General features: G+C 57.9%; 22 protein-coding genes. 14 read left to right on the forward strand and 8 right to left on the reverse strand.

Annotated elements, in window-relative coordinates:
- Window positions 1–13 precede the first annotated feature (13 nt).
- Both CO655_RS33845 and CO655_RS33850 read right to left on the reverse strand, forming a co-directional pair.
- The gene (locus CO655_RS33845; RefSeq protein ID WP_176539245.1) at window positions 14–1,441 is read right to left on the reverse strand and encodes a mannose-1-phosphate guanylyltransferase/mannose-6-phosphate isomerase; all 1,428 of its coding nucleotides are present in this window, start codon (window positions 1,439–1,441) and stop codon (window positions 14–16) included.
- Window positions 1,442–1,480: 39 nt separating this feature from the next.
- Window positions 1,481–2,905, reverse strand: coding sequence for a phosphomannomutase (locus CO655_RS33850; RefSeq protein WP_176539246.1), 1,425 nt, complete (start codon window positions 2,903–2,905; stop codon window positions 1,481–1,483).
- 225 nt (window positions 2,906–3,130) lie between these two features.
- Between CO655_RS33850 and ung the strand changes: the two genes are divergently transcribed.
- The 3 genes from ung (at window position 3,131) to CO655_RS13970 (ending at window position 5,516) form a co-directional block, all read left to right on the forward strand.
- On the forward strand, window positions 3,131–3,832 hold the full coding sequence (gene ung / locus CO655_RS13960; protein WP_097604225.1) for a uracil-DNA glycosylase: 702 nt from the start codon (window positions 3,131–3,133) through the stop codon (window positions 3,830–3,832).
- Window positions 3,833–3,967: 135 nt separating this feature from the next.
- On the forward strand, window positions 3,968–4,900 hold the full coding sequence (locus CO655_RS13965) for a VOC family protein (protein ID WP_010029926.1): 933 nt from the start codon (window positions 3,968–3,970) through the stop codon (window positions 4,898–4,900).
- Between the two features lie 10 nt (window positions 4,901–4,910).
- The gene (locus CO655_RS13970; protein WP_097665127.1) at window positions 4,911–5,516 is read left to right on the forward strand and encodes an alpha/beta hydrolase; all 606 of its coding nucleotides are present in this window, start codon (window positions 4,911–4,913) and stop codon (window positions 5,514–5,516) included.
- Window positions 5,517–5,669: 153 nt separating this feature from the next.
- On the opposite strand, the gene CO655_RS13975 is transcribed toward CO655_RS13970, so the two are convergent.
- On the reverse strand, window positions 5,670–5,921 hold the full coding sequence (locus CO655_RS13975; protein ID WP_037116620.1) for a KTSC domain-containing protein: 252 nt from the start codon (window positions 5,919–5,921) through the stop codon (window positions 5,670–5,672).
- 362 nt (window positions 5,922–6,283) lie between these two features.
- Here CO655_RS13975 and CO655_RS13985 point away from each other — a divergent pair, with 362 nt between their 5' ends.
- Window positions 6,284–6,601: a hypothetical protein gene (locus CO655_RS13985; protein WP_245423799.1), complete on the forward strand. Its 318-nt coding sequence runs from the start codon at window positions 6,284–6,286 to the stop codon at window positions 6,599–6,601.
- Window positions 6,602–6,674: 73 nt separating this feature from the next.
- Window positions 6,675–7,466, forward strand: coding sequence for a metallophosphoesterase (locus CO655_RS13990; protein ID WP_097604228.1), 792 nt, complete (start codon window positions 6,675–6,677; stop codon window positions 7,464–7,466).
- 178 nt (window positions 7,467–7,644) lie between these two features.
- Here CO655_RS13990 and CO655_RS13995 read toward each other — a convergent pair whose 3' ends face one another.
- Window positions 7,645–8,973, reverse strand: a complete 1,329-nt coding sequence (locus CO655_RS13995; RefSeq protein WP_097665130.1) for a UDP-glucose/GDP-mannose dehydrogenase family protein — start codon at window positions 8,971–8,973, stop codon at window positions 7,645–7,647.
- A 320-nt stretch (window positions 8,974–9,293) separates the two neighbouring features.
- Window positions 9,294–9,893 (reverse strand): transglutaminase-like cysteine peptidase, encoded by a 600-nt coding sequence (locus CO655_RS14000; RefSeq protein ID WP_097665131.1) that lies wholly within the window; start codon window positions 9,891–9,893, stop codon window positions 9,294–9,296.
- A gap of 306 nt (window positions 9,894–10,199) precedes the next feature.
- Here CO655_RS14000 and CO655_RS14005 point away from each other — a divergent pair, with 306 nt between their 5' ends.
- The 5 genes from CO655_RS14005 (at window position 10,200) to CO655_RS14025 (ending at window position 16,958) form a co-directional block, all read left to right on the forward strand.
- Window positions 10,200–11,606: an O-antigen ligase family protein gene (locus CO655_RS14005; protein WP_097665132.1), complete on the forward strand. Its 1,407-nt coding sequence runs from the start codon at window positions 10,200–10,202 to the stop codon at window positions 11,604–11,606.
- Window positions 11,607–11,913: 307 nt separating this feature from the next.
- Window positions 11,914–13,125 (forward strand): polysaccharide biosynthesis/export family protein, encoded by a 1,212-nt coding sequence (locus tag CO655_RS14010; RefSeq protein WP_097604232.1) that lies wholly within the window; start codon window positions 11,914–11,916, stop codon window positions 13,123–13,125.
- An 81-nt stretch (window positions 13,126–13,206) separates the two neighbouring features.
- Window positions 13,207–13,923, forward strand: a complete 717-nt coding sequence (locus CO655_RS14015; RefSeq protein WP_170964928.1) for a sugar transporter — start codon at window positions 13,207–13,209, stop codon at window positions 13,921–13,923.
- 51 nt (window positions 13,924–13,974) lie between these two features.
- A complete protein-coding gene (locus tag CO655_RS14020) occupies window positions 13,975–16,251 on the forward strand; it encodes a polysaccharide biosynthesis tyrosine autokinase (RefSeq protein ID WP_097665133.1) in 2,277 nt (758 codons plus the stop codon).
- Window positions 16,251–16,958: a hypothetical protein gene (locus tag CO655_RS14025; protein ID WP_097604235.1), complete on the forward strand. Its 708-nt coding sequence runs from the start codon at window positions 16,251–16,253 to the stop codon at window positions 16,956–16,958. The genes CO655_RS14020 and CO655_RS14025 overlap by 1 nt, the downstream gene beginning before the upstream one ends.
- A gap of 275 nt (window positions 16,959–17,233) precedes the next feature.
- Here the strand turns inward: CO655_RS14025 and CO655_RS14030 are convergent, their stop codons facing one another.
- Entirely contained in the window at window positions 17,234–17,941 is a 708-nt protein-coding gene (locus CO655_RS14030) for an Ig-like domain-containing protein (protein WP_097604236.1), read from the reverse strand.
- Between the two features lie 671 nt (window positions 17,942–18,612).
- On the opposite strand from CO655_RS14030, the gene CO655_RS14035 reads away from it, so the two are divergent.
- From CO655_RS14035 to CO655_RS14050, 4 genes are all read left to right on the forward strand, one after another.
- Entirely contained in the window at window positions 18,613–20,166 is a 1,554-nt protein-coding gene (locus tag CO655_RS14035; protein ID WP_097604237.1) for a right-handed parallel beta-helix repeat-containing protein, read from the forward strand.
- 461 nt (window positions 20,167–20,627) lie between these two features.
- Window positions 20,628–22,391, forward strand: a complete 1,764-nt coding sequence (locus CO655_RS14040; RefSeq protein ID WP_097604238.1) for a type I secretion system permease/ATPase — start codon at window positions 20,628–20,630, stop codon at window positions 22,389–22,391.
- A gap of 15 nt (window positions 22,392–22,406) precedes the next feature.
- A complete protein-coding gene (locus tag CO655_RS14045) occupies window positions 22,407–23,747 on the forward strand; it encodes an HlyD family type I secretion periplasmic adaptor subunit (protein WP_097605050.1) in 1,341 nt (446 codons plus the stop codon).
- A gap of 133 nt (window positions 23,748–23,880) precedes the next feature.
- The gene (locus CO655_RS14050) at window positions 23,881–24,576 is read left to right on the forward strand and encodes an SGNH/GDSL hydrolase family protein (RefSeq protein WP_097604239.1); all 696 of its coding nucleotides are present in this window, start codon (window positions 23,881–23,883) and stop codon (window positions 24,574–24,576) included.
- A 39-nt stretch (window positions 24,577–24,615) separates the two neighbouring features.
- Here CO655_RS14050 and CO655_RS14055 read toward each other — a convergent pair whose 3' ends face one another.
- Complete coding sequence (locus tag CO655_RS14055; RefSeq protein WP_010030047.1) at window positions 24,616–25,092, reverse strand: glycosyltransferase; 477 nt, start codon at window positions 25,090–25,092, stop codon at window positions 24,616–24,618.
- Window positions 25,089–25,550, reverse strand: a complete 462-nt coding sequence (locus CO655_RS14060) for a glucuronosyltransferase (RefSeq protein ID WP_097604240.1) — start codon at window positions 25,548–25,550, stop codon at window positions 25,089–25,091. The genes CO655_RS14055 and CO655_RS14060 overlap by 4 nt, the downstream gene beginning before the upstream one ends.
- Window positions 25,551–25,722 lie beyond the last annotated feature (172 nt).

A 25,722-nucleotide genomic window follows, 5' to 3' on the forward strand; every position in this document is an offset into this window, starting at 1 on the left:
CCGAAAGCCCGCCTTACGTTCTACCGAACTCGTCGACGATGCGGATGATGTCATCCTCGCCAAGATAGGATCCCGTCTGTACCTCGATGAGTTCGAGGACGATCTTGCCGGGGTTGGCGAGACGATGGACTTCGCCGAGCGGAATGTAGACGCTTTCGTTCTCGCGCAGCATCCGTACATTCTCACCAACCGTCACTTCGGCCGTTCCCTTGACGACGACCCAATGTTCGGAGCGGTGGTGGTGTTTTTGCAGCGAAAGCTTCTTGCCCGGCGTGACGAAGATGCGCTTCACCTGAAAGCGATCGCCGTTGAAGATGGAGGTATAGCCGCCCCAGGGACGGTAGGACGTCGGGTGCGTTTCGGTGAACTTCGCTGTCGCCGATGTGGAGGCCAGCATCTTGACCAATTGTCCGACATTCTGGCTGTCCTTGAGCGGCCCGACGTAGACGGCGTCCTCGCTGGCGATGACGGCGACATCCTCCATGCCCTGGACGGCAAGATGCACGCCATGGGTCATGACCAGCGAATTGCGGGTGTTGACCACGGTCGTGTTTGCGGCAGCGACATTGCCGTTATCGTCGCGTTTTCCCGATTTCCACACGGCATCCCAGCTTCCCATATCCGACCACCGGAACGGCGAGGGGACGACAGCGGCCTTCGAGGTCTTTTCCATGATCGCATAATCGATCGAGATATCCGGGCTCTTGGCGAAATGATCGGCATCGAGGCGGGTGAAGTCGAGGTCGCGGCTTGCCTTGGAAACAGCCTTGCTTGCGGCTTTGAGCACCTCGGGCGCATGTTCCTGCAGTTCGGCAAGAAGTTCCGTCACCGGGAACATGAAGATGCCCGAATTCCAGTAGAAGCCACCATCGGCGAGCATCCGCTGGGCCTCCTGCAATGCCGGCTTCTCGACGAAGCGGCTCACCTTGTGAGCGCCGTTCTCCAGCGCGTCGCCGATCTCGATATAGCCGTAACCTGTGGCCGGTTCGGTCGGATTGATGCCGAAGGTGACAAGCCTGCCGTCGGCCGCCGCCTCGCGGGCGATGCGAATACAGTCGAAATAGCTCTTGTCGGCGAGGATTTCGTGATCCGAGGCGAGCATCTGGATGATGGCATTCTTGCCGAACAGGTCGGCGGCCAGCGTCGCCGCGGCAGCGACCGCCGCCGCAGTGTTGCGGGCGACCGGTTCGAGCAGGACGGCGGCGAGCGGACGGGCGAGCTCGCGCGCCTGCTCGGCGACCAGAAAGCGGAACTCTTCATTGGTGACGACGATCGGGGCTTCGTAGAGCTCGGGATCGGAAACGCGTTCGAGCGTCTCCTGAAACAGCGTCTTGTCGCCGACGAACTGAATGAATTGTTTCGGCGCGGTGGCGCGGGAAAGCGGCCAGAGCCGCGTGCCTTTGCCGCCGGCCATGATCACGGGAACGATTTTCTGCGTCATAGGCGTGTTCCTTGAAATAAACGGCTTATTCGTTGCATGTCAGCGGGCGGCTGCCCAGCCTCTTATTCTGTCGAGCCCGCTGTGCAGCAGGTCGAGGGCGGCGGATTCGCTCGCTGCTTCGACGTAGCAGCGCATTTCCGGAGCATTGCCGGACGGGCGGAAGTGGATGATGCCGCCATCTCTCAGTGTCACCCGAAGCCCATCGATATCGGATTTTGTCGCTACCGCGCCGATCGGCTGCAGGAAAGAGGCCAGGTTTTCATCCGAGGCGCGCAGGTATTCCATCAATGCCGCGCTCGTCTCGACGGGGAAATTCTCCAAACGATCGGCGGCGGCAAAGGGCAGCTTATAGGAGGCGGCAATGACAGAAAGCGGCTGCCTGCGGGCGGCCGCCAGCGACAGGATTGCGAGCATGGGAATGAAACAATCACGCGTCGGCAATGCGCGCAGTTTTCGGCCATTGATCTCGAACGTGGTTGCCGTCAGCAGACCGCCATTGGCTTCAAAGCCCATGACGTGATCGTCGCCGGCGGCCACTGCCTCTTCCATGCTTGATATGACGAAGGGCGAACCGACACGCGTGCGCCTGACGGCAAAAGTGCCGGCGGCCTCGATGCCGGAATTGGAGGTCACGGGCGTCACCACCGTGCGGGCTCGCAAGAAGTTGGCTGCCACCAGGCCGAGAAGGTCGCCGCGCAAGGGCGTGCCGGTTTCATCGGCAACCAGGGGGCGGTCGCCGTCGCCGTCGGTCGAAACGATTGCATCGAATTTATGCTCGGAGACCCAGCGCCTCATCAGCGCGATCGTCTCGTCGGAAACGGCTTCGGTGTCGACCGGTATGAAACTTTCCGAGCGGCCGAGGGCGATGATCTCGGCACCGTAGTGGGCGAGGACGTCGATCAGGAGATCGCGAGCGACCGTGCTGTGCTGGTAGACGCCGATCTTCAGCCCGGAGAGCGCACCTTGCGGAAGCAGGGCCGTGTTGCGTTCGAAAAACAGCTGCCGGCAGATCGCCTCATGATCTTCCATCTTGGCCGGCGCCTCGACCAGCGCTTTGCCGCTTCGTTCGATTTCGGCTGCCTGTGCGGTGATCGCCGCCTCGTCCGATTTGTCGATCTCGCCGTCCGGGCGATAGAATTTGATGCCGTTGCGGTCTGCCGGGATATGCGAGCCCGTGACCATCAGGCAGGCGGCCTTGCTTTCGAGGCCATAAAGGGCGAGGGCCGGCGTCGGCACATTGCCGCAGTCGAAGACACGGAACCCGAGTGCCGTCAGCGCACCGGCACAGTTCGCCGAGATTTCAGGGCTCGAATCGCGAAAGTCGCGTCCGATCAGAATGATGTCGCCGGCCCGTGCCTTGCCGGTCTCCAGCAGATATTTGCCGAATGCGGTGGCGTAGAGGGCGGAGGCGCGTCCTTTGAGATCGACTGAAAGTCCGCGAAGGCCGCTCGTGCCGAATTTCATGTGAAGACAAGCTCCGATTGTCACGATCAAAGTTCTACTCAGCCCACCAGCCGGCGTAAATACCGAAGCAGGCTTATAGTTAAACACGGACGGTGAAGTCACCAACAAGGTTTGCGCCCGCTCGCCAGGTTTCGATGGTCGCCGCGAGACCGACAGCCATTGCGGCCTCGGCCTATTTTGTTAGAACCGTGTATCCATTGTTTGTCCCATATCGAAGGTTTGCCGATGAGCGATACATCCGTCAGTCTCGAGGAGAGCTGGAAGTCCGCCCTCGAGGGGGAGTTCTCAAGCCCCTACATGCAGCAGCTTAAATCCTTCCTGGTCGCGCAGAAGCAGGTCGGAAAACGGATATTTCCCAAAGGCAGCGAATATTTCCGTGCTCTTGACCTGACACCGATCGCCAACGTCAAGGCCGTCATCCTCGGTCAGGATCCCTATCACGGGCTAGGGCAGGCGCATGGATTATGTTTCAGCGTCCGGCCCGGCGTGCGCATACCGCCGTCGCTCGTCAATATCTACAAGGAGATGGAGGCGGATCTTGGAATAGTGCCGGCACGTCACGGTTTTCTCGAGCATTGGGCACGGCAGGGCGTGCTCCTGCTGAACAGCGTGCTGACAGTCGAGGAAGGGCAGGCGGCGGCCCATCAGGGCAAGGGTTGGGAACGCTTCACCGATGCCGTCATCCGCAAGGTCAACGACGAATGCGAATCCGTCGTCTTCATGCTCTGGGGTTCTTATGCCCAGCGCAAGGCCGCCTTCGTCGATACGGCGCGGCATATGGTGCTCAAAGCGCCGCATCCGTCGCCGCTTTCGGCCCATAATGGCTTTTTTGGCTGCAAGCATTTTTCCAAGGCGAATGCCTTCCTGCAGTCCCGCGGGCGGGCGCCGATCGACTGGCAGCTGCCGGTCGATCCCCATAAGTCCTGAAGTGAACACACATGGATCTGTGTTCACAAAAAGGAGACAATGCGTTTTGGTCTGCACGTCTATTCCGGAGGCCTGACCGAGCGCATTTATGATCCATCGAAAGCCCGCAAGCGGCGGGCGAGAAAGGGGTCTCACATGCTCGATCAAATCAAGGGTCTGCACCACGTCACGTCGATGGCGGAGGACGCCCGCACCAACAATCAGTTCTTCACCAATGCGCTCGGCCTTCGCCGCGTCAAGAAGACGGTGAATTTCGACGCTCCCGATGTCTATCATCTCTATTATGGTGACGAGACCGGTGCGCCAGGCACGATCATGACCTATTTTCCCTTCCCGAAGATGGCACAGGGCCGGCCCGGTACCGGTGAAGTGGGTACGACCGTGTTTTCGGTTCCGCAAGGTTCGCTCGGCTTCTGGAACGATCGCTTTGCCGCACTCGGCGTCGGCGGCCTGAAGAGCGATGAAAGCTTCGGCGAAAAGCGGTTGAACTTCTCCGGTCCCGATGGCGATGGCTTTGCGCTCGTCGAGGTCAGGGACGATGGCCGCCAGCCGTGGACGCATGGCGGCATCAGCGAGGATTATGCCATTCGCGGCTTTCACTCCGTCGCCATGCGGCTGCGGGATGACGGCGCCACCGCCGAACTGCTGAAGTTCATGGGCTATGACGTCGCCGAGGAAAGGGACGGGGTCAAACGGCTGATCAAGCCTGACGGCAATGGTGCGCATCTCATCGATCTCGAGACGATGCCGAATATTGCCCGCGCGCTTCCCGGCGCCGGCTCCGTCCACCATGTCGCCTTCTCGGTCGAAAACCGTGAAAAGCAGCTCGAAGTGCGCAAGGCGCTGATGGACACCGGCTATCAGGTGACCCCGGTGATCGACCGCGATTATTTCTGGGCGATCTATTTCCGTACGCCGGGTGGCGTTCTGTTCGAGGTTGCGACCAATGAGCCCGGCTTCGACCGCGACGAGGATACGGCTCATCTCGGCGAAGCTCTGAAGCTGCCGCAGCAGCACGCCCATCTTCGAGCGTTGCTTGAACAGCATCTGCAGCCGCTGGAAGCGTAAGGAGGGCGGCATGATGGAAATCGGATATGTGCACCGGCTGCATGCCGGCGCACCTGGCAAACCAATTCTGATCGTGTTGCATGGCACCGGCGGCGACGAAAACCAGCTGTTTGATTTCGGCCGACAGCTGCTGCCGGAAGCGACGGTTCTTGCTCCGCGCGGCGATGTTTCCGAACATGGTGCTGCGCGGTTCTTCCGGCGCAGCGGTGAAGGGGTCTACGACATGGTCGACCTTTCACGGGCGACGGAGAAGATGGCCGCCTATGTCAAAGCATTCGCTGACGAGTACCAGGCTTCCCGCATTTTCGGCCTGGGCTTTTCGAACGGCGCCAATATTCTTGCCAATGTGCTGATCGAGAAGGGTATCTTCGACCTGGCGGTGCTGATGCACCCGCTCATTCCGTTTCAACCGGAAGCCCAGTCGACGCTTGCGGGAAGAAAGGTGCTGGTGACGGCCGGGCGGCGGGATCCGATCGCCCCGATGGCCGTGACCGAAGCATTGTCGCAACACCTGAAAGGCCGCGGCGCCGAGGTCGGCACGGTCTGGCATCCTGGTGGCCATGAGATCGCGCCGCTCGAAATCGATGCAGTTCGCGATTTCTTCAGCGGCTATTGATCGATTTTGCCGCCAATCGGCGACGGCCGAATTGCGGGGCCGGTGAAAACCAGTCCCGCATCATCGCCAATAGAGGTTCCACCAAGTGCTCTAACTCATTAATTGAGAACAGGATTCAGATGTTAGGCCAGCCGGGCCTAACATCATCCTATTCTAGGGACGAGGAGGATATTTGCCCCTGATTGCCTTCATATAAAAATTCCCCGGCGACTCCGCCATCGTCAAGCCGACGACGACGCCTTTGGGAACCCCTTCATATTCTCGCCTCTGACCGTTGGTCAGATAGACCCGCAGATGCCGGCTGTCTTCGTCGTAGGTAATCGCCTCGATAAGTTTCGAATCAACCGCAGTTTCCACTTTGCACCCCGCAGTTTTGGATCTGAGATTCTTGATCAAGAATGTCATTCGCGCTCGCAACGCGCCATCTTTATGCGGTGTCGCAGGGTCGTCAAGCGTGATCTGCTTTAACGTTCATTTTTTCCTGACGCCTCTCGTTTTAGTTGATTAATACAGCTTTTTCGAAGACCCGGCCTGTGGAAAATTGACAGTCTCCGGTTCTTCCAGGCGCAGAAATATTGGGTGATGCAGCTAAATTTTGAAGAATCTGCTAAATAAACACAAGATTAACCAATCGTTAACCATCCTATATTAAGAGACTTGAAAATATTAATCGAAACATCTTCTCAATTATGGGTCAATACGACGTGCCGTTGTTCGTGGCAGCCGTTTTGCTATGCCCGCCGAGCGGTGTGAGGAACCCTGACCACGTGCCGCCGACAACCGACGGGCAGGCGAGATTCCTCGCATTCTCGTCGGTCCATCGCGACGCGAAAATCGTTCAAGCGCTTAGCGCCCAGATGATGACCGCGCAGGAGCCTCTTGCGCTTTCCATCGGGCGCGAGGAGGATGGACGATCGTCATTGCCCGATGTGCTGGACGCGCAGCATTCGGCCGCGACCAGCCAGGCGAGCCTGGTGCAGGCGGTTCAGCAAAAGGGCGATGGGTCCGTCGTTTTGAATGTGGCAATAGGTTCCGGCTACAATGTCGACGCGGCCGCGATCAGGCCAACTTCTTATGATCACTAAACTTCGTGCCGTTGCGGCGATGGGTGAGAAATGGATCAGTTCCGACAGCCCGCCACGCGGCCGGGTTTCACAAATGGGTTACATGTTTAACTATCTCGTCCCGTGGCGACAACAGATACCGATACTGACTGGCAGCCATAAAAAGCGCGATCGGCTGACATTTGCCGAAGGCGATTTCGCCGCGGTCTATGCGATGAGCGATGTCCACGGATGTTATAGCGAACTCGTCGAGGCGCATCGCCGCATCGAAGCGGATGCCGAGCGCATCCCGGGACCGAAACTCATTCTCCTGCTCGGCGATTATGTCGACCGCGGGCCGGATTCGAGCGCGGTGCTGGAATTCCTGAGCAAGCCGCCGCCGCCGGGATTTCAGCGTCTCGCACTATGCGGCAATCACGATGCGGAGCTGGTGAAGCTCTATCGCAAGCCGACGCGCCTTCTTGAATGGCTTGGTTTTGCCGGGACGGAGACGCTGAATTCATACGGCATCGACATCGAGCATCTGCTGCAATCGGCGGCCGGAAACGAAATGATCGCCCGCGTCATTCACAACATGATACCGGAGCGGCATATCCAATTCCTGGAATCGCTGCCGATCATGCTGCAGATGGGAAGGGTCGTCTTTGTCCATGCGGGCATCAGACCTGGCATCGATCTCAAGAGACAAAAGGACAGCGACCTTATGTGGATCCGCCAGCCCTTTCTGGACGAAGGGCCGCAGCTTCCTTTCCTCGTGATCCATGGACATACCCCGGCGCGAATCCCGACATTCGGTCCGCAACGCATCGGTATCGACACCGCGGTTTCGGCGACGGGCCGCCTGACCGTACTGACGATCAAAGGGACGCGGGTCGGACTGCTGTAGAACAGGAGGGCGTGGTGTCGTGCGATAATCGCCTGCGGTGTTCGCCGGCGCGCTTTTGCTGGGTTTTCACCCATGTCGTTGTCCCGGAGCCACTGCAGGCTTCCGCACGTCATGCATTAAAAAACGCCGCGGAATTTATGTTCCGCGGCGTCAGGATGTCAGATCTCAGCAGACCTTATCAGGAGTTGGTCGTTTCCTGGAAGAGATTGGTGCCGATGCCGGTGTAGGTGAAGCCGTGTTTGCGGACCTCGTCGCTGCGGTAGATATTGCGCAGATCGACCAGGACCGGAGCCCGCATCGACTGCTTCAGGCGGTTGAAATCGAGCGCGCGGAACTGGTTCCATTCGGTGACGATGACCAGCGCGTCCGCGCCAGCGGCTGCTTCATAGGGGCCGCTCGCATACTCGATATTCTCGATGACCTTGCGGGCGTTCTCCATGCCCTCGGGATCGTAGCCGACCACCTGGGCTCCATTGTCCTGCAGGGTCTGGATGATGGCGATTGCCGGGCTGTCGCGCATGTCGTCGGTATTCGGCTTGAAGGTCAGGCCGAGGATCGCGATCTTCTTGCCGCGAATGTCGCCGCCGACCGCCGAAATCACCTTGCGTCCCATCGCCCGCTTGCGGTTGTCGTTGATCGAGATCGTCGTCTCGATGAGACGGACCGGCGCGTCGAAATCCTGCGCGGTCTTGGCCAGGGCCAGCGTATCCTTGGGGAAGCACGAGCCGCCGTAACCCGGGCCGGCGTGCAGGAACTTGGCGCCGATACGGCCGTCGAGACCGATGCCGCGCGAAACGTCCTGGACATTTGCATCGACCCGTTCGCAGAGATCGGCGATCTCGTTGATGAAGGTGATCTTCATCGCGAGGAAGGCGTTGGCAGCATATTTGATCAGCTCGGAGGTGCGGCGGGAAGTGAAGACCAGCGGCGCCTGGTTGAGATAAAGCGGACGATAGACTTCGGTCATGGCTTCGCGGGCCCGGTCGTCGTTCAGACCGACGACGATGCGGTCGGGGCGCTTGAAATCTTCGATCGCCGCGCCCTCGCGGAGGAACTCGGGATTGGAAACGACGGCGACATCGGCTGTCGGATTGGTTTCGCGGATGATGCGCTCAACCTCATCCCCGGTCCCAACCGGTACGGTCGACTTGGTGACGACGACGGTGAAGCCTTCTACGTAGGTCGCGATCTCGCGCGCCGCCGCATAGACGTAGGAGAGATCGGCATGGCCGTCGCCGCGCCGGGAGGGCGTGCCGACCGCGATGAACACGACGTCGGCGCCACGAACGCTTTCGCCGACATCCGTCGAAAAGGACAGGCGGCCGGTGCTGGTGTTTTCGGCGACCAGTTGATCGAGACCTGGCTCGTAAATCGGAATGCGGCCTTCGCGAAGGGCCTCGATCTTACTCAGATCCTTGTCGACGCAGATGACGTCGTGGCCGAAATCCGCAAAGCAAACGCCTGAAACGAGGCCGACATAGCCTGATCCAATCATCGTGATGCGCATATTTCCCTCAAATCATTAGAGTAGAACGTCATGCTGCGTCGCAGCATGGCCCCGTCATACTTAATCTGGGCGAAAAGACAACATCGAAGATCGCCTGGTCGCCCAAATCGGAATTCCAACCCAGGGCGCTGCGGGGCGCGCCAGCTGCCCTGTCGACAGCAAAAACATAGGTTTGTGTGGGAGATATGACAAGTCGGGCCGCGCATCGGAGCCGGTTCGACTTCAACCCGGAACGGGTGGATTTAATTATTTGGATGTGGGCATTGCGGAGGCCAAGGCACTTCACGGCTTTGCCGGAATTGCCCCAGCCGCGCCCGTTTTTACAGGCGATACCAGACGTAGGGGTCGGTATCCGATTGAATTTTGTCCCAGCGCAGATCGGTATCGCGCCAGTTCTTGATGCTGCTTTTCCTGTTGTCGAGCACCAGGTCGCCCTTGTCGGTTCTGACCACAAGGACGGCGTGTCCTTCGCCGGAGGGCGTATAGGCCGTCGCAATTCGCAAAGCGCGCGATGACCAGCCCATTGCCATCAGCCGGCTGCGCTTGGTCAGCGCAAAATCCTCACAGTCGCCGCTGCGGACGTTCACCTTCCAGACATCGCCGTTCAGTTCGTTGCGCGGGTCGTTCCTGCCGATCATCGTACGATTGACGGAGTTGTTCACATCCTTCAGCTGCAGCATTTCCTTGTCAGTCAGCGCCAGGACCGACAAACCATTGTTGTCGCGGCATTCGGCCGGGTTCTGGGCGCAGAACAGCACCTGAGCGAAGGGCGGAATGATCGTTCCTTTTTCAGAGATATAGCTCACCGCCGAACCGCTGGTCAGGCCGCGGGCGAAACCTGCGGGACCGGCGGCAAGTGCAGAGCAGGCATTCGCTGCTGTAAAAGCCAGTGCCAGAAGTGTAATGAACGTCTTCTTCATCTCTTAATCCCCGTTCAGGGCAACCGATTGAGATCAGGCTTGCCTTTTTTCTCAGTCAATGGCATGGCGGATTGGTGATCTGCCAAGTATTGGGCACAGAACGTCTGTCCCGTTTCTGCCGCTTGAAGGAGCATAATCGGGGCCGGTCTCGATTGGCTTAAGCCGTTCGCAACAATTTTAAACGATGTGGAATTCTGTTGCACTTTAGCACGCAAGCGTTTGATATGCAACTTATGTTAGTCCGAGTATATTAACCGTGCTGGTTGTAGGCCCTTCATTCCCGCTGCTGCTGGTGAGCGAATTCAAATGTTGTCCAATCTCATCAACAGGCAGATCTTGCGAGAGGCGATCCTCGTTGCCTTCATCGGCCTGGTGATACTGACACTCATTCCGTTCGGAAGCGTCACGCCCTTTCCCTTCGCCTTTGCCGCAATCGGAATGTTTGTTCTGGCGATTATTTCGGGGCTGCTGTTCGGGGAGCCGAGGCAGACCAGATCGGTGTTCAGCATCACTCTGTTTCTGCTGATTGTGCTGACGGGCTGGATGTTCGTCCAGACGATCGAACTGCCAGCCCATTGGCTGGCAAACCCTGCCTGGAACGCTGCGCGTGACCTGGCAGGCGTGCAATACGCGGCGATCTCCGTCGTGCCGGCCGATACACTCGCCTCGATTCTGTGGGTGGCTCTGCCTTTCGTGACCTTCCTGACCGGGCTCGTCTTATGCGATACCGATCAACGAGCGCGGAAAGTTCTAGCCAGCCTCGGGCTTGCGGCGGGCATTATCGCCGTTTTCGCCCTGATCCAGTTTTCGATGTTTCCCCGCATTCTGATCGTTATCGAAAAACGTGCCTACCTCGACAGCCTGACGGCCGTCTTCGTCAACCGCAATACCGCTGCGACTTTCCTCGGGCTGGGAACGCTGTTGATGCTGACCCTGGTCAGGGATATTGCCCGTTCCTATTCAAGCCATCCGCCCGGCGAGCCGGGCCGAAACGTCCTTCTCTTGAGGACGTGGATCTACATTCTGCTTTTGTGCGCATGTTTCACCGCCCTGATGCTGAGCCGCTCACGCGCCGGGATATTCGCGACCTTTGTTGCCGCTCTTATCTACTTTCCATGGCTTGTCATCAATTGGAACAGCTCGAAGCGTTATAGAAGAACGACGCCAACATGGCGGTCGATATTAAAATTTGTCTCGGCGATTGCTTTCGTCGGGTGGTCGCTGATCATATTTGCCGGCCAGGCGATTTTGCGTGCGCAGGAACGGCGGCTCGAGGACGACGATCGTTTCTGCATCCTGCCGGGTATATGGCGTGCCATTTCGGATCATTGGCTGACGGGGACGGGTCTTGGCAGCTTCCGCACCGTGTTTTCTGCCTATCGCGATCCGGCCTGCGGCATTTTCGGGATCTTCGATCGCGCACATAATTTCTACCTCGAAGGTTTTCTGGGCCTTGGCATATTATTTCCGATCGCGGCGGCGATTGTCTTCTCAATGCTTGCCAGAGTGTTTTGGCGGGGGCTCGCTCAAAGGCGCCGCGGGAGACATTATGTTCTTCTTGGTGTGGCGGCGACGGTTTTGGTCACCCTTCATGGCGCGGTTGATTTTTCGCTGCAAATACCGGGCTTTGCGGTATTTTTCGCCGCTTTCCTGAGTGCTGTCGTTGCGATCAGCCTTGGACGCAACAATGGGGAAGCGCAACGGCAAATATGAGTGGTCGCTCAACAGCGAATGATCTGAAGGCGGTTTCGTGAAGGTTTTTCGAAAATGCCCATTGTGCAGTAACGCGCTGTTGACTCTGAAACGCAAGAGAACTTATAGCGGGTGCAGCCTTTAGATCGTTGCCGGCGGGAGAAAAGCCGGATTGGATCGTTTTCGCTGGATGAAGGGGCTTGGCGTTGCCAGCTTGCCACAGTTAGAGGAATGTTAATCCGCCTACAGTGATTATTGGTCGGCGATTGTCTTGTATTATGTGAGATTGCAAGGCAGTAGCTTCAGGGGCGTCAACACAGGTTATTCTATGGGTTGTTTTCCTATCGGTAGTACACGCGTCGCCATTGTTGTAGCGCTAACGAGTATATTGGCAAGCTGCACGTCGTTGCCAAGATCCGGTCCCGATCACAAAGATGTTGATCGAGGCGCGGCAGTGAAAGTGACAACGAAGGAGCGTCGCGTCGGTATCGACTACGCCCTGGTTGATCTCAGTAAGAACGTCCTGCCCTATTTCACCATGGCGCAGCCGACCTCCTTCAAGGGTTTCGGTGGGGGTCGCGGCAGGGCGCCTGAAATTCCGCTTGGTTATGGCGACGTCGTCCAGGTTGCTATCTTTGAAGCTCAGTCCGGTGGGTTGTTCATTCCGTCGGATGCCGGCAGCCGACCCGGCAATTACATTTCTCTGCCGGAGCAGACTATCGATAGAAACGGAACGATCACGATTCCCTATGCTGGTCGCGTTCCGGCCGCCGGTCGCCTGAAGGAGACCGTGGAGCAGGACGTGGAAGATCGGTTGGCCAGCCGTGCGATCGAGCCGCAGGTGGTTATTACCACGACGACCAACCGTTCCAGTCAGGTGGCTGTGCTCGGTGACGTCAACAATCCGCAGCGCGTCACGATCAGCCCTGCCGGTGAGCGCGTTCTCGATGTCATTTCCGCCGCGGGCGGTTTGACGACCAACAACATTGAAACGAATGTGACGCTGCAACGGCGCGGCAAAACCGCTACCGTCGCATACAATACACTGCTGAAGAACCCGGCGGAAAATATCTATGTCGCGCCGGATGATACGATCTCGGTCGATCATGAGCGCCGCACCTATCTTGCGCTCGGCGCCACCGGCGTTAGCGGCCGCTTCGATTTCGAAGAGTCCGACCTGACCCTGGGAGAAGCTATCGCCAAGGCAGGCGGACTGCGCGACGATCGTGCGGATCCCGCGCAGGTTCTACTCTATCGCCTTGTCCCAAAGAAAACGGTTGCCGCGATGCATGTGGATGCGACGAGGTTTGCGGGTGATACGGTTCCGGTGATCATTCGCGCCAATCTTCGCGATCCGGCAACCTTGTTTGCTGTTCAGCAATTCAAAATGGAAGACAAGGACGTTATCTATATCTCCAATTCGGACTCTGTTGAATTGGTCAAGTTCCTTGACATCGTAAACTCGGTATCGTCGACTGTTGCCGGTGTGTCGGACGACGCGAACGATACCCGTAACGCAGTCCGCGATCTTGGAAATTGATTAAAATGGGCGGGCCGGCGTCGATCGTGAAAGATCTCTGTCGGCGGCCTGTCTCAGTTAGCGGATTTGATGAAGGAAATTATGGTTATGGCAAGGTCGGCTGTTTATCGTAGGCTTGCATATGGCGGCATTGTGGTCGCAATCCTTACTGGCATGACTTCGAGCGCTTTTGCTGCTGCTTGTCTGGGACCAGCAAATTTAGCCCCGGTCGACATCAGCGGATTTACGGCCAATCCCGCCGTTCTGCTCGACATGTCCGATCCGTTGGTTTTGTCATCGCGCGTACGCGCATTGGTCGGCAGCAGCAACGACGCCCTGGCGCCGGTGATCGAGCAGGCCAAGAAGGCCAATGCTGCACAGATGGCAGCTATCGGCTCCGGCCTTGGGCGGGCTGCCAACAGCTGCCAAGTGTCGGACCCGCAATTCAAGCTCGCGATCGAAAAAGCGGTTGCCGAAGCGGCCAGCGCCGATCCGAATCTTGCGCCGCTGCTGACAGCCTTTGCAAAAGTTCTGGCTGAAGGGGCGACTGCGGCGCTCGGTCCGGGTACCGGCGCGCCTGCCGCAGCATCCGGAATCGGCAACGACGGCTCGATAGGCCAGACTGGCCCCGGATCGGATGGCGGTACACCTTTTGACGGCAGCGCCACGACCGCCGGTACGCTGCAGGTTTCGAATGCGGGTGACGGGGACAGTTCATCGACGAGCTCAACCACGATCATTATCAGCTCTGGTGGAGCGGGACAGTCGTCAACCGACCCGACGCAATCGACGAGTGAGAGCGTCCCCGTCACACAATAGCTGGAATTGCCTGTAGATCTTAGCGCTTGACGCCTTAGTTGGAGATCGAAATTGCTGTCGCCAGATAAACTTACGCCGCGTATCGACCCTTCCCGCGATACAGGAAACGAAGCTGATTTCATCGATTTCGACAAGCTTATCGCAATTGTCCGCCGGCAGTGGCGGATCGTGGCGGCGTGCGCTTTCGCCTTTGCCATCCTCGGTGTCGTCTATGTACTGACTGCAGTACCGGTCTACACAGCCGAGACCAAAGTGCTGATCGACCGCAGCGACAATCAGATGATTAACCAATTGGCGGCATTCGGCCAACTGGACGATGACGAGGGGACGGTTCTCAGTCAAGTCGAGCTGTTGAAGTCCGATGCGATCGCCTATGCGGTCGTCGACAAGCTGAAACTTGTCGACGATCCGGTGTTCACGGCACAGAAGAATTCACTCTTTTCTGTCGCAACTGTGAAATCCCTGCTGAATTTTCGCTCCTGGTTTGCCGATGACGTGGCGGCTGCTCCCGATGCGGAATTGAAGCGGCGATATGCTGCGGAAACTGTCGCCGGAAATATCGATGTTGAGCGTGTCGGCAAATCCTACGTGCTCGACGTCAGCTACACCTCGCAGTCGCCGGATCTAGCGCGTGATATCGCTGCCGCCATCGCCGATGTTTATCTGGTCGATAAACTCAATTCGAAATATGAAGCGACGCGCCGGGCCGGCGAGTGGCTGCAGGAGCGCATCGAAGAACTCCGGCAACAAGCGTTGGACACAGACCTTGCCGTGCAGAAATTCCGCAGCGAGCACGGCCTTGTCGAGTCCGGGTCTGGCAACTTGCTCAGCGAGCAGCAGCTTTCCGAGTTGAACAGCCAGTTGATCAAGGCTCAGGCCGAAACGGCGCAGGCCGAAGCGAAATATACCCGCATCAGGTCGATTATCGAGGCCAAGCAGACCGATGCGATCGTGACCGATGTGCTTGACAGCTCGATCTCAAATGATCTTCGCAAGAAATATCTGGAAGCGTCGAAGCTCGAGGCAGAAATCGAAGCCCGGCTTGGTCCGGACCACGTCCAGGCAGTTCGGCTTCGAGCGGAAATGGCCGAGTATGAACGGCTCATGTTCGACGAGCTGAATCGCATTGCCGAGAGCTATCAGAGCGAGCTAACGGTTGCGCAATCCCGCGAGAAATCGCTGCGCGATAGCGTTGACAAGGCAACGGGTGTGGCCGCAACCGCAGGTGAGACGCAGGTACAACTTCGTGAGCTCGAGCGGACGCGGGATACTTATAAGAATCTCTATCAGAGTTTCCTCGCGCGCTACCAAGAGGCGATCCAGCAGCAAAGCTTCCCGATTACCGCCGCCCGTATCATCACGACCGCGGAGACGCCGACGAAGCCGAGCGCGCCGAAAAGAAGCCTCGTCATCGCTTTCGCCATGTTCCTGGGATGCGCGTTCGGTAGCGGCATTGGAGCTTTCCGGGAGTTCCGTGATCGCTTCTTCCGGACTGGTGACGATGTCAAGGATATGCTCGACGTCGAATCCCTTGGTGTCATGCCGCTGATCGAGAACAACGTCGAGGATCCGACGCTCGTCGATCCGGGGAACCCGCGAAGCATCGCCAGGGGCGGCAAGACGACGACCTATGTCGAGGAGCATCCGCTATCGGCATTCGCCGAGACGCTTCGCAGCGCGAAGATCGCCATCGATATCAGTGCGGCGGATCAGCGCTGCAAGGTCATCGGCGTGGTGTCGAGCCTGCCGGGCGAAGGCAAGTCGACGACAGCCATCAACTTTGCCAAGCTTCTGGCAATGCAGGGCGCGCGTTGCCTGCTGATCGACGGCGATATGCGAAATCCGGGAGCGACGCGGGCCATCGGCCGCCATGCGGAAGCCGGCTTGCTTGAAGCGATCGTCGACAATCGCCCGCTGAAGGATCTCATCCTTCTCGATCCGAAAACAAAGCTCGCATTCCTGCCGACGGTGGCGCGATATCGCGTTCCGCATTCTTCGGAGCTGCTCGCTTCGCGCGGCATGGATCAACTTCTTGAAATGGCGCGCCAAAGCTTCGACTACATTATCATTGACTTGCCTCCTCTGGCTCCCGTGGTGGATGCGCGCGCCATCAACCCTAAGCTTGATGCCGTCGTTTTCGTGATCGAGTGGGGCAAGACATCGCGCAAGGTGGTTCAGTCAACCTTATTGTCCGAGCCGGATCTCTATACGAAATGCGTTGGCGCCATATTGACCAAGGTCGATCCGTCGCAGATGAAGCTCTACCGGACATTCGGCTCCAGCGAATATTATTATAAGCGTTATTCGCGATATTATACTGAAAGCTGATGCTCGGCCGCCGTTTCGTTTCGCCTATACGCATCGTTTTCGTTATTTTCGCCGCCATCTGCTCGGTGCTGGCTGGCCGAGAACTGTACGCTTCGATAAAAACGGCTAGCATCTCAATCGTCGCCGAAAGGATCGAGCGAGGCGAGACCATTACGAATGAGGTAGCGGCCAGATATGCGGCGCGCACCATGGAGGTGGTCGACGGACATTATTGCCGATCTGACATTGTCGCCGCCGGCGTCACCCTCGTTCTGACACAGCTCGACCGTCAGAAGGTCGGTGTCAACTACGATGCTTGGGCCACCGCGGCGTCGAATGCTCGCCAATATCTACAATATGCTCTCTCGTGCATGCCGACGAATAGCAATTTTTGGCTTCGACTTGCGGCCGTGCAGTCGGAAATCGCGGAGGAACCGGTCTCGATCGCGGAAATGATGAAGCGTTCAGTTGCGCTCGCGCCCCACGACCAAGGAATGATTCTGACGCGGTTTTATTTCTGGAACGATTTTACCAGCGTAACGCTGCTTACGGCGAAGAATGCACTTGAAAGCGATCTCACAACAATGCTGAAACTTGGCGATCGCTGCATGGTCAATGCCGTGATTAAAGAGATCAGTCCGCAACTCCGCCCGGTCTTCGATCGAACCTGGACGAGCCTCGGGGAAAGAGCGACGGCGCGGTTTCGACAGCGCTGTAGCCGGGGATGACAACAAAGCGCCAAAGCGTTTCCATTTTTTCGCCAGCCGCGACATTCGCGACCTACTGATTTGCGGAATTCGGGAGGCAAATCGCTCTCGCGCTTCTGCCGGAATAGTGTCAGAGAAGTAAGCTCAGCGTTTAAAACCAGCAATACCAGGGCAATCTTGAACTGTGGGCGACCGAGCCGACGCGGCATCGGGTTAGGCACACGCCTGCGGATGACGGGCTCACCCGGCTGCAACGCCCGCTGCTGTGCCCCGGGCGCTGCGTCTTGAGGGGCGACTCAGACCTCGGCGCCGCCGGAAACAACCTCGGTGCCGGTAATGTTCAGCGTCAGAATGCCGACGTCGGTGTGACCCGAGCCATCGGAGATCTTATAATACTGGACGGTTTCCGTGACCTGATCGCCCGGAGCGATATCCTGTGTCAGTTCATAGGTGAACGCGCCGTCCGCCTTAACATGGAAGGTACCATACGTGCCGGCGATATCGGTGGTCGCGCTCGGATTCCCGTTTACATTGGTGCCGTCGAATTGACGAAGGTAGAGCTGACCGGTGTCGCTGGCAAGGTCGTTGTCCAGAGCATTGCCGCCGATGAGGTCGCCTTCGTTGAAGCTGTAATGATCGTCGACTGCGACCGGCTTGACCTGGGCTACACCCTGAATATTCAGAGTGAACAGGCCCACATCGGTGTGACCGGCACCGTCGGAAATCTTGTAGGAAACCTTCTCCTGAAGCAATTCGCCGTTGGTGAAGCCGACCTTGGCAGCATCACTCAGAACATAGGTGTAGCTGCCGTCGGCCTTGACGTAGAAGGTGCCGTAGTCGCCTTGGATCGCCGTGACCTGGCCGGGCTGTTTGGCGCCGACGCCCTGCTGGTCGAAGAAGCGTAGGAAAAGGTTGCCGTCGGACGTGTCGTTGCTGAGGAGATTTCCGGAAATAACGTCGGTTTCCAGAAATGTTGCAGTATCGTCGGTTGCGTGAATAGCCATTAGTCTCTCTCCTTGAAATTGATCCTCGCCGGTCATTTTTGACTTCAGCAAGCCGCCCGATTAATGATATCTTAATACGTGGAGTCAAGTGCATGGTTAACAAGAGATTGACATCTTTGAGTGTATTTTATCAATAATAACACACGTACAATGTGCATAAGCTGATGAAAGACTTAGATATAATTGCTTTAATAATAAGTGATTGTCTCAATTTTTCATGCCGTGGTGGATGTTTCTTCTCACTGAAAGAATCTTTCTGCAGAAGCAAATGTAATTAATATGACGGATTGTTTATTCTGCTGCGGAGCGCGCGTCTAATCACTTTGGATTATAGGTCGTTTCTGAAAGCCCCCGGCAGAGCATCTGCAAGACAACGTCTATCATATTGCTATAATCTAGGTTTATCAGGGAAATTGACCTGCGGCGGCGTTACTCAGCCCAAAATCCCGCTTGCTCCGGATCACCGGGTGGTGCCTGCGTCCGGCCGAGTAAACCGGGTCTCCATCGCGGCGCTGCAACCTTGTCGCGATGGAGTATACTGAATACACCAAGTAATTTATATTAAAGGAGCAAGAATTATTGCGAGATATCGCGCATTTTAGTGTTTCATTTTAGCAGCCGGAGAGAGGTCCGCGGTTAGAAGATTTTCCATTACCCTGGGAGATCGCAGCATGACCGTCTATTACGTGAATTCGTTGACAGGATCCAACAACAACAACGGAACCAGCGAAAATTCTGCCTTTGCGACATTGTCTGCTGTTGAATCTTTAAGACTAAACCCGGGCGACAAAGTTCTGCTTGCTGCCGGAAGCGTGTTCAACGAACAATTCGACTTGAAGTATTCGGGCAGCGTCAGCGCTCCGATTACCATCGGCAGCTATGGCATCGGTGATGCGCCGGTCATTCACAGCAGTAACAACGGCATCCACGGGTCCAAGGCTTCAAATATCGTTATCGAGAATATCAAGATCGCCGATACCGGCGCTAATGCGATCTATGCTGGCAGTGTATCCAATTGGATCGTGCGGAACGTCGAAGTGTCGAATACCGGTCTGGCGGGAAAGCCCGGCTCGTTGAGCTTCCAGAGCAGCCAGAATATTACGATTGAGAACAGCACCCTGACCGGTGTGCATTCTGACGGCATTTGGATGGACAAGGTTAAGGGTATTACCCTTTTCAACAATACCGTGACCAACAGTCAGGGGAGCGTGGCTGACGCTATCCAGCTTAACGACAGCAGCAATATTCTGATCAAGGACAATCATCTCGAGCAGACGCAAACCAATAGCGCCAAGGGCGTTCTAGTGCTGATCAGGGCTCAGGATGCCGTGGTCGAAGGCAACACCCTTATCGGTGGGGGCTTCGGGCTCAGTGCTCAGGCGGGCACGAACATCGCCATCCATGACAATGACATCTCAGGATATGGCGGCTACAGCTGGTCTTACGGCATTGGCCTCGGCGATTCGGGCGATGCGAAAAACTACGATATCAGCGGCAACTACCTGCATGACGGCGTGTATGGCGTCTTGGTCAGCGCCGTCGGCAATCCCGGTTATGTCCGCGAGAATATCGTCGTCCACGACAATGTCTTCGACGGACTGTCCTCCTCGGCACTCAAGGTCGACAGATCCGCGTCGGGCTCCTTCTATGACAATATCATAGATAGTTCTGTGTCGACGCTGACGATGCCCGCTGCAATTGCAGCCCAAAAGACATTCACGATCGGCGAAAACAAGACACTTGAGCAAGCGCAGGCGGAGCTCAACAACGCCGCCGGCGGCACGACCGGTGATCCGCAGGTCAGCTCTCCTGCGCCTGTCGCGGAACCCCTGGTCTCCCCCGTGCCCGCCGCCACCGCAAAGATTGTCGCCGTACATGACCACCTGAAGATCACGGAAGATGCCGGTAGCGGCTATCACGGCAACCTGCTCGAGAACGACAATGCGAGCAACGGCACGATACTGCTTCGCCGCTTCGGCGACAGCGCGGTCGACAAGCACGGGCTGACGCTGACCGGGAAATACGGCGTCATTCACGTGGAGCGCGATGGCGATTACAGTTACACGGTCGATGCCACCAAACTCGCCGGCCTCAGCGGCAAAGTCAGCGAATCCTTCCAATACAAGATCTCCGATGGCGCCTCCCATATCGACGCCGACAGTTTGACCGTCTCCATCAATGTCGACACATTCCACAGCAGCCACGTCTCGCATATGCTTTCCTAAGGCCCCGGCATGTCCCCCGCCGAGGCCGCTCGATTTCCGTCCGAGTTCCGTCTGCCGGACTGGAGTGTGCGGGATGAGCGGCGGCAAAATGTTCCGCCGGCGTGAATAAATCGAACTATAGATTGCATTTATAGTTAACACGGTAGTAGCTACCGAAGCTAACGCGCCACGGTTTCGCCGCTTTGGACCATTATTGGGCGACTTGCGCTTTTCACTTGCTTGTGACGGTATGCTTATCGTACCGTTAAAGTTAGGGCCTCTGAAATTGTTCGTGATAAATTTGTATTTTTGGTCACGTTTCGGTGGGATTCATGTACTAGTGTAGGAGCGTGCCAACGGGTTCGGCGCCGATGCCGGGTCCGAGGGCAGCCATGTCATAATCGGGCCTGAGGGGCCTGCAACTGCAGTGTGTTTCGCGGCGTATTCGCTGCGTGCGCGATGCGGCAGGAGAGGATTGCTTCGTGTTTCAGAGTTCAACAGCTGACGTCAATGAACCGTCCAAAGCCTTGCGGAAATGCAAAAGTGGGCTGATCTTCATTGGCATAGCCAGCGCGCTTGTTAATATCCTCTACCTTACAAGTTCATTTTTTATGCTTGAGGTGTATGACCGGGTCATCCCCAGCAAAAGCATACCGACGCTGGCTGCCCTGGCAATACTGGCATTAGTTCTTTACGCCTTTCAGGGAGCGTTCGAAGTTCTGAGAAGCAGAATGCTCGTCCGCGTTGCCGGTGCCCTTGACGAGATGATGAACGGGCGGGTGTTTCGGGCGCTGATCAAGGCGCCGCTGAAGGTCAAGATCGGCGGCGACGGGCTGCAGCCCTTGCGGGATTTCGATCAGATCAGAACCTTTCTGTCCGGCATGGGTCCGACGGCGATGTTCGATCTGCCTTGGCTTCCCTTCTATATCGTGATCTGTTTCCTGTTCCATCCGGCGATCGGATATATCGCCATCGGCGGATCGCTGGTGCTCGCCATCCTGACGTTCCTGACCAACCAGGGTACGCGCACACTCTCTAAACAGCAGTCGGAAGCCGCCAATATGCGCAACGCTTTTGCGCAGAGCTCGATCCGCAACTCCGAGGTCATCCACGCCATGGGCATGGCGGGCACCATGGCCGAGATCTGGGACCGCAAGAACGGCGAATACCGGCATATCACCCGGCAGGCATCGGATGTCGGCAATGGATATGCGACGCTTTCGAAGATTTTCCGTATCGCCCTGCAATCGGCAACGCTGGCGACCGGGGCGATCCTGGTCATTCAGGGACAGGCCTCTTCGGGTATCATCATCGCCGGCTCCATCCTGACATCCCGCGCTCTGGCGCCCGTGGAAGCAGCGATCGGAAATTGGCGCGGTTTCGTGTCCGCCCAGCAGAGCTGGGGCCGGCTTGCGAACCTGCTGAAGACAATTCCGGAGATGCCGGCTCCGCTCGCGCTTGCGGCGCCTTCCAAGCAGGTCACGGTCGAGGGTGTAGCCAGCGGACCGCCGGCCGGCCAGCGGCTGGTCATTTCCGATGTCAGCTTCGGTCTGCGTGCAGGCAGCGCGCTCGGCGTCATCGGTTTCAGCGCCTCGGGCAAGTCGTCGCTGGCGCGGGCGATGATGGGCATCTGGCCGACGGTCAGGGGATCCATTCGCCTGGATGGCGCGGCACTCGACCAGTGGGACGGCGACGCACTTGGCCGCCATATCGGTTACCTCCCGCAGGACGTGGAGCTTTTCTCGGGCACCGTCGCGCAAAATATCTGCCGCTTCGCCAAGGAGATGTCGCCGGAGGCGGTGGTTGCGGCGGCGAGGGCTGCCCGCGTTCACGATCTCATCCTGCGTCTGCCGAACGGTTACGAGACCGACATCGGCGAGGGCGGTGCGGCGCTTTCGGCCGGTCAAAGACAGCGTATCGCGCTTGCGAGAGCGCTTTATGGCGAACCGTTCCTGGTCGTGCTCGACGAGCCGAATTCCAATCTCGATGAAGAAGGCGAGCGGGCGCTGAGCGCTGCGATCATGAGCGTGCGGGCACGCGGCGGCATTGTCGTCGTCATCGCGCATCGCTCCGGCGTTCTGGCTGTGTGCGACTTCGTGCTAATGATGCAGGAGGGCAGAATGATCGCATTCGGTCCCAAGGAAGAAGTTCTGGCGCGGGTGAGCCGACCGGAAGCGACGCGCACTCCGATTGCCGAGCGCGTGGCTCAGCTCAAAGTCGTAGTCGACGGCAATGCGGCCGAATAGGCCGGAAGGACGATGATGAGCAAAGTCACTATTGAATCAAAACGATCCCTCAACCGTCACGTCGCCGTTGTCGGCGCGCTGTCCATCGCGCTGGTGTGCGGCATCGGCGGCTGGGCGGCGACGACCGAGCTTTCCAGCGCCGTTATCGGCGAAGGCGTTGTCGTCGTCGACGGCGATGTCAAGAAGGTCCAGCACCCGACCGGTGGCGTCGTGTCGAAACTCCTGGTCGCCGAAAATGACCATGTGGCGGCTGGACAGGTGTTGATACGGCTCGATGGGACGGCGACCAGAGCGCAGCTCTCGATCGTCGAAAGCACGCTGGCGCAGCTTTATGCGCGTCGTGCCCGTCTGAAGGCAGAGCGGATCGGCGCCGATTCGTTCGAGGTCGAGGAAAACATCAGCGATTTGATGACATCCAGCGCTGCCGCATCCAACAAGGCGGCCTCCAGAAATGCCGCACGGGATCTTCTCGACGGCGAACAGAAATTGTTTGACAGCCGCAAGTCGGCGCTCGTCGGCATGAAGAGCCAGTTGGCGTCGCGCAAGGACCAGCTGGCCGAACAGATCAAGGGTCTGGTCGTTCAGATCAACGCCACCAATGATTCCCTCAGCCTGATCGAACAGGAACTGGAAGGCGTGGATGCGCTCTACAAGAAGGGACTGGTCACACTTCAGCGCTTGAACGCGCTCAAGCGTGCACGCGCCGACCTTCAGGGCAATAGCGGCCAGGAAATCGCCGCAAAGGCGGAGGCCGAGGGCAAGGCGATCGAAATCGATCGCCAGTCGATCCAGCTGGACGAGGATCGTCGTTCGGAGATTGCCAAGGAACTGACCGATGTCGAGGCGAAGATAGCCGAAAATGAAGAGCGCCGTGAAACCGCGCTCGATCAGCTCCGCCGCCTCGATATCACCGCGCCATTGAGCGGCAGGGTCCACGAACTTGCCGTTCATACGGTCAACGGCGTCATTGAGCCGGGCCAGACGCTGATGCTCGTCGTTCCCGAAAACGACGATCTGACCGTCCAGGCGAAGGTCGCCACCCGCGATATCGACCAGCTCCATGTCGGGCAATCCGTCGATGTGCGTTTCAGCGCCTTTGATCAGCGCACGACGCCCGACGTGCGGGCGGTGATCACCTCGATTGCACCTGATATCGTCAAGGATGAGCGCACGGGGATCAGCTACTATCCGCTGCGCGTCAAGCCGGAGGCGCAAAGCATCGCGAAGCTGAAGTCGATCAAGCTCTATCCCGGCATGCCGGCCGAGGTCTTTATCAAGATTGCCGACCGTACCGTCATCTCCTATCTCACCAAGCCGCTGACCGATCAGATGCAGCACGTCTTTCGTGAGGAATGATCGGCGGCTTCTGCGCGCCGCTGCTGCATATCGCAGCCTCTGAGGTCAGCTTTGCCCATCCGGCTGGGGGCAAAGCTTGCCTTGCGCCATGCTGGCGGGTGACGGATAGCGCCCGCCGCGATATGGTCCCTTCATGATATGTTTGCGGCTTTGGCAAGGGGTGCCGGTGGAGAGACGACTGGCATGGGCGCTGGTTCTGTTTTTGGCCGGCCTCGTCATGGTTTCAACGACGGGGAAGAGTAATGCCGACAACCTTCCGCCTGTGAAAATCGTGGCTTTCGGAACATCGCTGACAGCGCGCGGGGGATGGCAGGCCGGACTTGAGGCAAAGCTTGCCGCCTGCCTGCAGAGACCCGTCAGGGTCGAGAGCGTCGCCAAGAGCGGCGAGACGTCGGCCTGGGCCTTGACCCAGCTGGACCGCGTCGTTGCCGAGAAGCCGGATATCATCCTGATCGAGCTCTACGCCAATGACGCAACCGTGCACCGGTTCGTGTCGCTGGCGCAAAGCCGAAGGAATATCGGCGAGATCCTCGAACAGTTGCATCGGCGCCTGCCGCGGGCACGGATCATCCTCATGGCAATGAATCCGTTTTCGGGACTGCGGGGGCTGATCCGTCCCTTCGTCGGCAGTTATATCTCGGCCCATCAGGCGGAGGCACGGAAGCGCGGTGTGGAGTTCGTCGATCACCGGCCCGGCTGGGAGCGCCTGAACCCGGATGAACTGGCGGCCGCAATTCCCGACGGCGCGCATCCGCGGCCCGAAATTGCCGCCAGGATTATCGTGCCCGAACTCGTCGGACACATCGCCGGCCGCGATTGCGGAGACTGAATCTCCGCCTTCTCGAGAGGGTTGCGGCCGGTCGCGGGCTCAGCCGGCCGCGAGATAGCCCTTCAAATAGTTGACCAGCGACGCCCGGCCCGCATCGGACGGATCGTCATGAGAGGGACTGCTGAGGTCCTGAAGGAGATAATCCTTGAGCTCGTCATCGTCATGCGCGACATAGATGCCCGGCCGGTCGATGAGCTGGCTGACGGTCGCAAGCTGATGATCGTTTCGGTGCTCGCCAAGGGCTGCCTTGCGGGGAACGAGAATGATCGGTTTGCCGAAACGTTTCGCCGTGAGCACGGTGCCGATGCCCGCGTGAGAAACGATCACGCTCGCTTCGCGAAAGACCCTGTCGAAGTCGGCAGGTTCGATATTCTTGATCCATTTCATGTTTTCAGGCGTGTAGGTGCCCTTGCCGATCTGCGCCAGAACCGGCCGGGTCAATTCTTTGGCGAAGGCGTCGACCGCCTTGACGAGGCGATCGAACGGCAGCTGCGTTCCGACGGTGACCAGGATCAAAGGACAGCTCCTGCGTAATGCGGGCCGTCCGGCCGCGACAGATGTTGCCATTGCGTCAGCCAGAGCGTCGCGATATGGCCGGCCAGTTTTCCCGAAAGGGACAGCTTCTCGACATTGGCGACGCTATCGATCCAGATCGTGCGCTTGCCCATGAGCCTGCCGGCCAATAGGCAGAACAAGCCCGGGGCTGCTCCCGTGGACAGGACGACGTCGGGTTTCAGCTTGAATACAATGTAGAATGCGCTGAAAAAGCACTTGATCGACATAATGATCGAGTCGCGGCTGCAGTCAGGCAAAACCAAGCCATTGCTGATCTCGTATTTTTTCAAGAGACCGGGAATGGTGGTGGCAAAAAAAACCTCGCTGCCTTCGAAGGCGGCTCGCATCGCCATCATCTGTTCCCAGTGCCCACCTCCGGACGAAGCGGCAAGAATTTTCCGTCGTTTTCCGTCAGTCATATCAGTCCATCCTCGCAATATTTTACGGTACGCGCTGCTATGGGGATCTCAGCATAGTTAGATGTCACGCCGTTGCGAATCGTTCACATTTTGTGAACCATGCACTAGAGAAAATTTGCTATTGCAATGCATCATTTTTGAATGCAATGCAATGTGGCTCGACCAACACGTC

The sequence above is a fragment of the Rhizobium sp. M1 genome, assembly GCF_002531805.1.
GTDB classification, from domain to species: Bacteria; Pseudomonadota; Alphaproteobacteria; order Rhizobiales; family Rhizobiaceae; genus Rhizobium; species Rhizobium etli_C.